Raw genomic sequence first — 12,142 nt, 5'->3', positions numbered from 1 at the left:
TCAAAATGCTTCCTGGTACATCAGCTCGATGGTCACTTCCCTTTTCTCCAACCCCTCTTCAATGAAGACTGAAGCCCATCTCGGCTCGAAATTTTCAACAAGGAACCTGTACCCTTCAAGGATTTCCTGGGCAGTGCTTTGCCCGTCGATCCCCAGGTTCTTCCCATAGGCGATGATGCGGTAAAAAACGCCGTTTTCCAGAAGCGCATCCTGTCCGTCGGCTGTATTATCCGGCGCCGGTCCAAAACAGAAAATTTCTGTGCCTCTGAAACCCAGCAGTCCCGCCAAATGGCTGCGCACGGATAAAAAAAGGGCCTCGTCACTCAGGCCGTAAGGCACGTCCAGATCTCCGGCTCTGACCGTAAGCGCAAAATCTTCAAAATGCAGTTCCATAAATCGAAAATTATGAGATCAAAAGGCCGCCAACTGTTCTGGAAATCCTGGCAGAAAATCCGAAATCCGAAATCAGTCCAGTATGCCTTTTCCGAAAATCTTCTCCACCTGAAAAATATAGCTCTCCAATATCGGGCTGGACAGAAAAAAACGGCTCACTGCCGCGGCTTTCACATCCTGCTTCTGATTCTCGAACGAGCGCTGCAATAATGCCTTATAGTCCTTAAGCTGGCTCTCGTCCAATATCCTGCGCAGTTCCCGTTCCGTGTTCACAAACGATTTGAGCATCGGAAAATCATTATGGTTATCGTTTTCATAGTTTTCAATTCCGGACCTGACCTCCTGAAATTCCCTTTCGAAAAGGCCCAGGACTCCCTCCACGTTATGCCCGTAAAAAATATAGGGCATCAGACCGGCTTTATATTTCGCATAATGCTGCGGCGAAGATGCCGGACTCGCCAGGTACTTTTCAAAGGTCTGGATGCGGTAAATATAGTCCGCCTCAAAAACATTAGGGTCCTGATAATCAATTGCCATGCTTTACTTTATTTATTGCTGCCTATAAAATTAGCCATTTTTTTTAATTCCTGCCCCTAAAAAAACGATCTGTCCGGTAATTTAAATTCGGCTGTTTTATATACGCTGTTTAGTCCATGCCTTTTTCTGCGGGAAATCAAAAAAAGCTATGCAGATACTGGCGGCTCAAAATCCGCTTACTTTCTTTTTTTGGCTGATTCCACCAAAAATTCCGAAGATACGGACGAATATTCGTATATTCAGCCATCATTTTAGTATTGGCTGTAATACGGAAAACCGTAACCTCGAGATTATTATACGGATATATTTACAGAATAAATTTGCTGCTGTGCTTCTGACAGCAGACAATAATGCCAAGAAAACTTAATTCTTGATCTTATTTCAAATCGCATATAAAACTTTAGTTCAGAAGGATATATTTTATTAACGTAAAAAAGTTTAAATGAAAAAAGAAGCGCTGTTGCCCATATTGGCCGTATTAATGTCTTGCAGTTCGAAACCGGGCTATGGCAAATTGGTTGAAACCACTTATAATTTAAATGAAGGGGCAGTTAACCGGATCATGAGCTCGGATACCGCTTCTGCAGATTACATTGAAGTTGAAAAACAGGGAAATATTTTTATATTTGAAAACAAACATAATACCATATTTAAGGTTTCAAAAAATCCTGCCAAAATTGAAATTATAGATGCTCAGGACAAAACTTCCACCTACATGGAAGGCAGAGGCTATAAGATTACAGCTAAAAAAAGCGGCGATACTTTAATTGTCCGTTTTTTCCCCACCAGATCTACGCCGGCATCGGTGTTTAAATTTGGAATTGAATATAAATTTTACAAGTAATACCATGAATGAACTAATCTGCCACTTTTTATCTACGCTTACTGATCAGGAGATTGTAAATCTGTTTAATGGATGCATTTCGGCTCCGAATCCTGATAACGCCTATGCCTTAATTTATAATTCAGCATACCCGCAGTTTTATTTTACGGATACCTTCAACCAGGACCTCAAACTAAATTCCCATTATATGGTGGTTGGACTGTTTTATCTCCATGAGATTAACGACCTGTCTGCACTAAAGGCAAAAATACAGTCATTAAAAACAAAATGGTGCGGTTCATAAATGCCGTGAATCTTTCTGTTTTTTTTTACTGGGTTACTGAAACATGACACCATTATTACGCCAGGCCTTTTGAAGATATGAAATCTTCACGGATTATATAAGCTGTAGAAGAAGCGCTCTGATCGATCAGCTTGTCCAGCAGTGCAATAAAATCATTCCTTAATCTGGCAGATGCCGTGATTTCCTTTCTCCTGCGGCCGTCATAATAGGTCTGGATAATAATTTTTTCAAGATAAAAATCCCAGTCTTTATTTCCGGGCCACTCTTTTTTAATGCGTTCGGCCAGCCAGCTGACAGCGTCAGGCATTAATTCCTCAAATCCAATGCCGGCAGTTAATCTCCCGGCGGACTCAAGGTCTCCCCCCTTCAGTATAATGGTTTCAAAAAAATGCTTTTTATTTTCTAGGGGATTCCAATCTAAATGCGTTAAGAACAATATGCGATGGTTGAATAGAAAAGGTTTGTCAAAAATAAATGCCTGAGCCGTCAAAATCTTATGGCTTAAATAACTCCATAAAATCCAGAAATTTGACGCTTTGGATCCATCATTTAAAAACTGGTTTACCACTTCTTCTAGGCACTTAACGGTAAATTCATATCTTTTATTTCTATATAAGGTTTTTGCGCCATCTGCGAAAGCCCAGTCAATTAATGCTTTAAAGCACTCAATTGCAGCATCTTCACGCTGGCTGAGCAAAAACAGGGCAAATTTTTCTTGAAAAAACTGCTGCAGGGAATGATGAATCGTGTCGTCATATGGATCGTAATCTTTTGCAAAGGTTTCAAAAATGTAATTTAAGACATTTTTGAAATAGTCCTGCAGGATCTTGAGTTCTGTTTCAGCCGGCACCAGTTTCAAGGCTTCAAACAGCCAGTCCCCTGCATTTGTCTGATAATCGGGAATTGCAATATATGCGGGAGCCGCTTCTTGAGTGACTTTATCCATAATGGCATCAAAAGATGCTCTGTATTGTTTTAAGGCTTCATTAAATTTAATATGTCCCGCAATGCGGCCTTTGGGTTTATAATGAGGATTTATTTTTAAGTTTATTCTGTAAAATGACTTTTTTATAAAATAAAAGATATTTTTTTTATAGGATCTATATGCGCTTAAATGTTCCAGCCTGTGTTTAAGATGGGAGAATTTTGAATATTCTACAATACAGCATACACAGTTTAATACAAAACCGGGATCATGCTTCCATAGGCAGCTGTTAATTGAAGCCCGCAGGGAATCGTGCTCGGATCTTTTATGAAAATGCGTTAAGTAATAAAGAATATTCTGCTTGTACGTCTTTTTTTCCGTCTCCTCCGACTTGAGCATCAAAATTGGAATTACAGAAAAGGCAGCTTCTGTCTCATACACCGTGTGTCTTGAATTCATAAAATCCAGCTCCAGCCTATTTTCGAAGAGTTCGTATTTAAACAGCTCGTTTACTTTAGTTTCACACCATTCTTTTTCTGCTGCGCTTAATGATGAATAGAAATCCCTGATTCCCATTGCTGCCAACAGCACAGGCTGCTTATGCATTTTGGAGATGTTTTTATTATCTTGGGCATCCAGAGATATTTTACAGAGTTCCGCCCATTTTTCATAACTATCCTCTTCAACGGCTTCATGCTTTAATTTCTGCATGCACCAGTATGCCGCATAAGAAACGGTATGGTTCTCTTCCTGCATTATTTTATTATCCTCGACAACCTTTTGTAAGTCATCTTCCAATTCTGTTTCTAATAGATATCCGTTTTCAACTTCTTTTACTATTCTAAATTTTCTGCGGTCGATGCGCGCAAGTGCAAAACGCCAGTTTTGGTCTGTCGGGTTTTCCAGATAAAAATCATCTATGATTTCAAAGATTTCAGTTTGAAACTCTCCAAAACTCAAGTTCATAACCAAATCTTCAATGCTCTTGCTTCTATGATTGAGTTGTTGGAAATTCTGCAGCTGCAGATGACGCAGCTGGCGGTGCTTTTTATAGCTCAGAGGACTGTAGGCTTCTGATTCTTTAAGGCATCTGTGGAAATCCAAATGGTAAATCTCCCTTATTTTCAATAGAGGAAAAATTCTTCTTCCGGCAAGATCCATATGCTCATTAGCGACACTTATAAGCACCGCCGACCCCATGACGCTGTTGCATCTGCTTAAAAAAGCCTCAAAAATGTAGTCCCAGGAAGCCTTCAAAAATTTAGTATACTGGTCATGCTTGTTCTCTTTTATATCTCGGCCGATCTGCAGCAGATAGCACTCGGCTGCCATTAGGCATGATTTCAGGACATCAGGCGAATTAAAATAGGTTCCCCTGAACATCATCCATAATGAAGGGCTGGCATGCTGTTTAATCTCTCTTCCGTCTGGCATTATAAAGGTTATCTGCGAACGGTGGTCAGCAGGATGCAGAAATTCATTGTCTCGGCCGAAATCGGACCTGATATAGGAATCGGCAGCATGATTTAATAGCTTTACTAAAAAATCTGCAGTTGCAAACGGCGAATACAGCAGAAGGTTCAATATAGGCGTTTCATAAGGGCTCCCAGGGGAATAATGTCTTTCTGTGCTCCTTCTGAACCCGAAATCCTGTTCACTGTGCATCATCGATCGGTGATAGGGCCCCAGAATGGACTGCCTCTTCATTTCCGCAATCTGCTCAGGAGTCGGCGGATAATAAAACCATTTGCTTTCTGCAATTTGAATGACAAGTTCAGGGTAATTTTTGCATATTTTCTGACCTTCGTACCCGTCAAGGACATATTCTAAAATTTTATCATAGAGATTGCCGATTTCAAAATCATCGTCCCTGTTTTTATTACTAAATGCATCCTCTATTAATGATTTCAAATCATCTTTGACAAAATCGGACAGACGGAAAAGCATTAATATTCCATTTTCAAGATTCTCGGTTTTAGCACTTCCCTGCTCAGGTGAGCCGCCTGATGTAAAATTACTGTAAAACCATATTAAAATTTTAGCCGCATGCTCTGACTCGGCAGGAAACGGTCCGTTTTTTTTCAAGCCTTTCTCCCACTGCAGCAGCATTGAAAGTATCAACTTCATCTGGGACTGCAGCAGATTCAGGTTTAAGAAAATAAATTCAATGAGATTGCCCCATACTTCACCATAGGGAACCAGATTTATATTGTGATATACCTGAGTCCTTTTGTCCACATCAAACGCATTTAGGAGGGAAAAATCCGGCTTCTGGCAGGCAACCCGAACTAAAAAAATTATCCTTCTGAAATATTTAAACCCATCCAAAAATAGAAAATCCTTGTTCTCACGCAAAAAATCACCGCTGTCGTGCGACTGCATAACGGCGACTAAAATTTCATCCTTCCAGTAGTTTTGGATTGCCGCATCGTTAAGGGTTGATTTTACAAGCCGGCCGGCAGATCCGTCCGCTGCCTGTATTTTTTCTGATATCCATATTCTGAAGGCTCGTCGGACTGCTGGAGCGGTTCCTATTGCATCATAAAAAACGCCGTAATTGTCCTCTTGGGCAATGTATTGCAGATAATTGCTGTCAATATGCCTTGTCAGTGCCCAGTCCTCATAGATGTCATGAGCTGCCGCGAAGCTTCTTCTGTACACCGGTTCGGGATCAATAATATGGTCAGCGGTCAGCTCGTGAAGTATGTCAGCACGTGCGTGCTCAACAGTTGCATATGCGCTCATGGCCGATGCCCTCTTCAGGGCAATTTCCATAAATGTCTCGCCGCGCAAATGTCTTTTTCGCGGATCTGATTCCTTTTCGCGCCCTTCAATCACATATTCCCACATGATCTGTTTGAACGCTGTTTCAGTATCAATATCATCATTTACCGAATTCTGCGGTAAAGACACTGCCTTATCCAGATTAAAAGGAATCTGGAGAACTTGCAAAATGGATTTATTTTTTGTTAAGGTGCTCAGCACCGGATAGCTACCTGCAATACATTCCAGCTCCGCCGAATCAAGCGCTGGCACATCAAAATCGGGAAAAGCAGGAAACTGCCTTAAAAAACGGATTTTTAAATGCTCGGCCGCATAGCTCCTGCAGGTAAACACTAATGTAATATCCTCTCTTTTAAAAAGCAGTTCAAAAAAATCCAATATTGTCTCAGCATTATCCGTTTCGAGTATTTTTTCGATACTGTCTATAAGGAAAATTTTCTTTTTAACGAATAGCGGGGAATCAAGAACCTCTGAAAGGGAAATCCCAAAGCAGAAGGGCTTATCAGCAAATATCTCTTCGATACTTTTTTTGTCCAGCTGCTCGCCCTGAAAGGCAAATATTTCAAAATCATTTTTTAATCCGTCCAAAATCTTCTTAACCAGCGCTGATTTTCCGGTTCCCGGCTTTCCTGTAAATATTGCCAGCTTGCCGTTTCTTATGACTTCCAAAGCAGCGGCTGAAATTTCGGTCCTCGGCAGGTTGACTTTTCCAACGCTGTCTCTTATTCTTGAAAGCACCCTGAAAGAATTCTCATTAAGCTTTTCAGCTGCTTCCAGAATAGTATAGTCTGTCTCTATCTGCAGTAATGATAGCAGGGGCAGCGATCTTGATGCCAGAAGATTATTTACCAGAGAAAGATCGATCCCTAATATTCTTTTGTTTTTTGTCTCATAGCCAAGAAATAAACCGCAGCAGAAATACTTATCTTTGAGCTTAACAAATACCGGACTTCCGGAATAGCCTTCCACAAGGTTGTCGTCATTGTACTCCCCGGTCAGTGGATCTGATACTTCAATCTGTATCTGCCTTTCGTAATCTCGATCTTTAAGCGGCTTCAAATGGTGCAGTGTTCTTTTTAGTTCATTAAGAACCACTTTGGGAAAACCGGTTATCTCAAGTTCATGTCCTTTAGCCGGCACTTGGCAGATTTCAGGGCATCTATCATAGTTAAGCATTACGGGAAGAGATGGCTTTTTGATTACCAGTATGGCTATATCTTCAGTTGCATTATTTTCTCCAATTAATATTATATCTCCTTTCTGCAGTCTATAGGTAGACCATTCATTATCAATAAGAAATCCGACGGTTACCTCAGTAGATTCGCATGGAATCCCCTCGTCTCCAACCAGGGCATGTCTGGCAGTAAACACATAGACCAGTTCTGATTGGCTGTTTGGCGAATAAACCAATCCGCTGCTGAATCCATAGGGATTTTCTATGCGGACTATAAAATCTTTCTCTGCTGTCATCCTATTTCAAAGTGTAGGTGGTTGTTTCCCTGGGTGGGAAATATTAGATTTATATTAAATTCTGGATCTGCTTTAAAAATGTTCCGGGTCAGTTCATTTTCCTGGGTTATATAAAAATTGATATGTTTATCGGGATTGGCGCGAAGCACTTTCACTAAAGTTTCCTTGTTGGGTAGATTTGAGCGGTTGTATCCATCTGCTGAAATAATGTAATTTTCACAATCAACCAGCTCAAGAAGAGCGTTGCTTATATTATACCTGCTTCCGTGATGGGGAATCTGCATATACTTAAGCTTAATCTTTTGCTCCCCGAATTTTCTCTTAATAGCTGCGGCAAGAACATCAGGGTGGCTGTCGGCAGTAAACAGGAATGATTCCCCGCTAAACTGCAGTATAAAGCTGATGCTTGAACCGTTTTCCACCGAAACATCCTTTACTTCTCTAGAAGTATCGAAATCTTCAATCCTCCTGCCGTAGTCATTGCTTCTAATGCTTTTTAAAGATGAAGGCTCCTTTTCCCTCATTTTCACCTCCTCATTTTTCCACAGCTTGAGAAGCGAATTGTACTTTGCGTTATCGGGTGATAGAATACTCAATTTGGCTCCCCATAAATCAATCGGGGGGTGGCTGTCAGTAATGCTCTGTTTTACATGAGAATGGGCTGCAAGGTACTCCCTAAGGGTAATGCCCTGCTTAACATTTTTTAGGTTATTGGTCCGGATGCCGGTGTCATAGTCCCAGATTGAGTAATTGAACCAGAAAGTGGTTCTGCTGAGATCAACGGCTTTCAGAAGGTCAGTATCCTTAAGCAGACGGAGAATTCCGCCTATATGGTCATCATCAATATGGGTAATGATCCAAATATCAATTATTTCTTTTCTGATGTTGACTATTTCATCTATCCTCTTTCTGAGCCCGGCCTCATAAAGACGGCCCTTCTCGCTGCCTCCGTCAATTATGATGTTGTGCGTTTTATCATCATTGCCTTTAAAATTAATATGGATGGCATCCGCACAGCCCGCATCCAGAAAATCAATGTTCATCAAAGTCTGCACAAGTTTTTAGTAAGATTTTTTATAAAATTACAATTATTTGCAGCATTTGCAACCTTAAACCTAAAAAGTGCTTATGCTTACAGTACCGCAGCCACTTTTATTTGAAAATTGAACCTATTTAATGGTTACAGTATCCATGATGTTTTCCTGATTTATGAAAGCGGCGATATACTGCTTAACTTCGCTTTGTTTTTCTAATGGCGTTTCAAAGGTATTGATATGAAACTCCTCATCCTGATCCAGTATATGGATGATTTCCGTAAATCCTTTTGATATAAGGCTGCCTTTTAGCTTGAGTATGATGTGCTGCTGTTGTGCATCCAAATCTTTTCTCACTTTTAGTTGTATCGCTTTTTCCATTTTGAAAGATCTGTTTGTTTGGGTGGTTTCTTAATCCAAATATACCTATTTAGATTTCTTGCCTCCAAGAATTCACTGTTAAAAATTCAAAGCATCGCAAGGCAATTTGAAGAGGCGCATCCCAAGAGCGGATTGCAGGCAGGCCAACTCTGATTCCGTTTTTTTTATAAAAATAAAAAAACGCAAACACCTAATCTACAGCTATTTAAAACCAATTCAAGGCATAAAAGCGCAGTCCTGTTTTAAAAATTCAGGATGATTACAAGATTGGATTGTAAACTTTCGGAAAAAATCAGCGTAATGTTTTTCCTGTGTTAAGCCAGTGTAAAGCAATGTCTGCCAAAGTTTTATAAAATGCGCCAGTTATTCCTTGAAGATGCCGATGGGAGCATCAAAAAAATCAAGTCCGAAAAGGTCAATCCCTTTTTGGATCTTTATGTTTCATTCAACTTCTCAAGGCTGCGGCCTACGCTTTTTTTGCTTCCTGCAGTGCTGCTGCTGCTCATTGCCGCGTTCCTGTTCATGCTCGATGCGCTGCACGCGGAATCCTATATCCTGGTCCAGCGGGAGCATTTCTTTATGCTGAACTCTGTCCTGTCCCAGTATCCCGAATTGCAGTACAATCTCACCGAAACCGGAAATACGCTGGTAGTGGCGTCCCTTCTGAGCATTTTTGTGCTTCACGCCCCAAAAATATGGGAGTGCCTTGCTTCTGCCCTTCTGGTTTCCTGCCTGTTTTCCAGCGGGCTGAAAAAGCTCTTTCATGTGCCAAGGCCGGCAGCTTTCTTTGATAACGGCAGCTTTACCATAATCGGAAGGACTCTGTCAGGATACAATAGCCTGCCGTCAGGGCATTCGATCACCATTTTTACCGCCCTTTCCATCCTTATGTTTGCCTTTATGCCTGCCAGATTGAGAAACAGGATCGTATGGTGCGTGCTTATTGTGGCTGCCGGTCTGGGGCTGATCCTCACAAGGGTTGCCCTGGGAGCGCATTACCCTATTGATGTTATTGTCGGGGGCATCGTAGGCTACATCTGCGCCCTTGCCGGTATTTTTATCTCAACGAGGTACCGAATCTGGAAATGGATAGGAATCAGAAAATATTATCCCTTCTTCATCATCGCCTTCACAGGATGCTGGATAGCGCTATTGGTCAAAATCATGCGCGAGAACCTGTTCATATTTTACTTATCTTTATTCGTGCTGACCATATCACTTTATAAAATTACCGCCGCATATGTTAAAAGGTAGACTCCCTGCAGCCCGTCTGGCGGCCCTATTGAGCCTTGCCAACTGCGTATTTTTCCATTTTCCCTTCTTCTGTTTTGTGGTCGGGAATCTCAATTACGCGGCATTGAGCGGCATATTGACCATCGCCAGCCTCATAGTGCTGATGCTTGTGCTGGATTTTCTGGTCTTTTATCTGCTGCTCTACCTTACCGGAATTTTCGGCAGAATCCTCATTTCGCTTTTTTTTGCGGTCAGTGCCGCGGCGCTCTATTTCATCAATGCCTATAGCGTGATCATAGACGAAAGCATGATTGGGAATATCCTAAACACCAATTATGCGGAATCAAGCGCCTATTTCTCGCTCAGAATGGTTCTTTATGTGCTTGTGCTCGGCATAGTTCCCGCCGTGGCGCTCTTCAGGATTAAGGCCGTAAAAGAGCCCCTTAAAAGGTTTGCGCTGCTCTGCGGCGGCAGTCTGCTTATTGCCCTGGCGCTGGTTTTTGTCAATTCCTCCAGCTGGCTCTGGATCGACAAGAATTCCAAAAAATTGGGAGGGCTGGCAATGCCATGGTCCTATGCGGTCAACACCTCGCTGTTTTACGCGCACCAGTATAAGAAAAACCAGAAGGAAATCCTGCTTCCCGATGCCCACATCAGGGACAAAAAAAAATCAATTGTGGTGCTGGTCATTGGGGAATCCGCAAGAAAGGCCAATTTCTCGCTCTACGGCTATGGTAAAAATACAAATCCGCTGCTTGGAGCCACAGAAAATGTGCACCCCTTAAGCGCAGTGTCTGCCGCGACCTATACCACGGCAGGTGTCAAGGCAATCCTGGATTATAAAAAGACCGATGAGCTTTATGAAATACTGCCCAACTACCTTTTCCGCAATAATGTGGAGGTCATCTGGAGGACCTCCAATTGGGGGGAGCCCCCGCTTCATATCAAAAATTACCAGGACAGGAAATACCTCTCAAAGGCCTGCAAAGGCGGAAATTGCGGCTACGACGAGATTCTGCTGGCCCTTTTCAAAGAGCAAATACTGGCAAGCACAAAAGATAAAATACTTCTGGTGCTGCACACCAGCACCAGCCACGGGCCCAGCTACAGCACTAAGTATCCTGCAGGCTTCGAGAAGTTCAGCCCGGTCTGCAGAAGCGTTGAGCTTGCAGACTGCTCAACGCAGGAACTCATGAATTCTTACGACAATACCATTGTCTATACCGACTACCTTTTAAGCCGCGTAATCGCAGACTTGAAAGAGCTCAGGGAATTTGACAGCACGATGATTTTTGTTTCGGATCACGGCGAGTCCCTAGGTGAAAATAATCTCTACATGCACGGCCTGCCGATGGGCATTGCCCCGCGGGAGCAGTTTGAGATACCCTTTATTGTCTGGGTATCGCCCGGCTCGAAAAAACTCAAGGCCAATAAGACGGTGTCCCAGTACCATGTTTTTCACAGTGTGCTGAAATTTCTGGATATAGAAAGCCCCATATATGATGAAAAAATGAACATTTACCAATAGCAGTCAAACAATCGGCATCAGCCAAAAAAATTAATTTCATATGAATAAAACTGTATTTATAAACAGGCTCAGCAACAGGTCGAGGCTGGCAATTTCTGCATCGGCGGGTCTGCTCACGGCCATTGTCCTTGAGATCGGAACCAGCAGGCCCTCTGTGCACATCATGGCGGTCTGGCTGGCTTTTTCCCTTACCCAGCTGTTCTTCTCCTGGTTTACCATTCTCACCTGCCGTCTGGATGAGCTCAAAAAAAATGCCAAAGACCAGGATTCGGGACGCGCAGTGCTCTCCCTTTTCATGCTCCTTACAACAGCGGTCAGCCTTTTGGGAATTGTGCTTCTGTATGTTTCAGCCGAGCAGAAGACAGGCCCCGAACTGGCGCTGCATGTGGTGATGACACTTTCATCGGTGGGAACCGCTTGGGCAATTGTCCACACTACCTTTGCCTTTAAATACGCCAATCTGCACTATTCGCTGAACGGCCTTGATTTTCCGGGTAAGGGAGAACCTGACTATCTGGACTTTGTCTATTTCTCCTTTGTGATCGGCACCACTTTCCAGGTATCGGATGTAGCCATACTGGACCGCAGGATAAGGCGCACCGCACTGGTGCACGGAGTGCTCTCCTTTATGTTCAATACCACCATCCTGGCATTGAGCATCAATATAATCTCAAGCATGGTCCAGAAATAAGGCAATGCGGATAATGCCGCATCTGGCGGCTAATGCGCA

The 12,142-nt window shown here is 42.5% G+C and carries 9 protein-coding genes; 4 read left to right on the top strand and 5 right to left on the bottom strand.

Going from position 1 to position 12,142, the window contains the following annotated elements; all coding sequences use genetic code 11:
* Together P0R33_RS22515 and P0R33_RS22510 are read right to left on the bottom strand one after the other, a co-directional pair.
* The gene (locus tag P0R33_RS22515; protein ID WP_223705928.1) at nucleotides 1-393 is read right to left on the bottom strand and encodes a hypothetical protein; all 393 of its coding nucleotides are present in this window, start codon (nucleotides 391-393) and stop codon (nucleotides 1-3) included.
* A 72-nt stretch (nucleotides 394-465) separates the two neighbouring features.
* A complete protein-coding gene (locus P0R33_RS22510) occupies nucleotides 466-930 on the bottom strand; it encodes a hypothetical protein (protein ID WP_223705929.1) in 465 nt (154 codons plus the stop codon).
* Nucleotides 931-1,372: 442 nt separating this feature from the next.
* On the opposite strand from P0R33_RS22510, the gene P0R33_RS22505 reads away from it, so the two are divergent.
* Nucleotides 1,373-1,774 (top strand): hypothetical protein, encoded by a 402-nt coding sequence (locus P0R33_RS22505; protein ID WP_223705930.1) that lies wholly within the window; start codon nucleotides 1,373-1,375, stop codon nucleotides 1,772-1,774.
* 338 nt (nucleotides 1,775-2,112) lie between these two features.
* On the opposite strand, the gene P0R33_RS22500 is transcribed toward P0R33_RS22505, so the two are convergent.
* The 3 genes from P0R33_RS22500 to P0R33_RS22490 all read right to left on the bottom strand — a co-directional run bounded on the left by P0R33_RS22500 (nucleotide 2,113) and on the right by P0R33_RS22490 (nucleotide 8,651).
* A complete protein-coding gene (locus P0R33_RS22500) occupies nucleotides 2,113-7,236 on the bottom strand; it encodes an ATP-binding protein (RefSeq protein ID WP_223705931.1) in 5,124 nt (1,707 codons plus the stop codon).
* Nucleotides 7,233-8,279 (bottom strand): MBL fold metallo-hydrolase, encoded by a 1,047-nt coding sequence (locus tag P0R33_RS22495; protein ID WP_223706184.1) that lies wholly within the window; start codon nucleotides 8,277-8,279, stop codon nucleotides 7,233-7,235. The genes P0R33_RS22500 and P0R33_RS22495 overlap by 4 nt, the downstream gene beginning before the upstream one ends.
* 126 nt (nucleotides 8,280-8,405) lie before the next feature.
* A complete protein-coding gene (locus P0R33_RS22490) occupies nucleotides 8,406-8,651 on the bottom strand; it encodes a hypothetical protein (RefSeq protein WP_223705932.1) in 246 nt (81 codons plus the stop codon).
* 354 nt (nucleotides 8,652-9,005) lie between these two features.
* Here P0R33_RS22490 and P0R33_RS22485 point away from each other — a divergent pair, with 354 nt between their 5' ends.
* The 3 genes from P0R33_RS22485 to P0R33_RS22475 are packed head-to-tail and all read left to right on the top strand — an operon-like array spanning nucleotide 9,006 to nucleotide 12,103.
* Entirely contained in the window at nucleotides 9,006-9,905 is a 900-nt protein-coding gene (locus tag P0R33_RS22485; protein WP_219071589.1) for a phosphatase PAP2 family protein, read from the top strand.
* Nucleotides 9,892-11,412, top strand: coding sequence for a phosphoethanolamine--lipid A transferase EptA (gene eptA, locus P0R33_RS22480; RefSeq protein ID WP_219071590.1), 1,521 nt, complete (start codon nucleotides 9,892-9,894; stop codon nucleotides 11,410-11,412). The genes P0R33_RS22485 and eptA overlap by 14 nt, the downstream gene beginning before the upstream one ends.
* Before the next feature lie 40 nt (nucleotides 11,413-11,452).
* On the top strand, nucleotides 11,453-12,103 hold the full coding sequence (locus tag P0R33_RS22475; protein WP_219071591.1) for a DUF1345 domain-containing protein: 651 nt from the start codon (nucleotides 11,453-11,455) through the stop codon (nucleotides 12,101-12,103).
* Nucleotides 12,104-12,142: the final 39 nt, after the last annotated feature.

The organism is Flavobacterium sp. YJ01, assembly GCF_029320955.1.
In the GTDB taxonomy this organism is placed as follows: Bacteria; Bacteroidota; Bacteroidia; order Flavobacteriales; family Flavobacteriaceae; genus Flavobacterium.
Note: the sequence above shows the minus strand (reverse complement) of the source record. Positions and strands in the feature narration are given on the sequence as shown.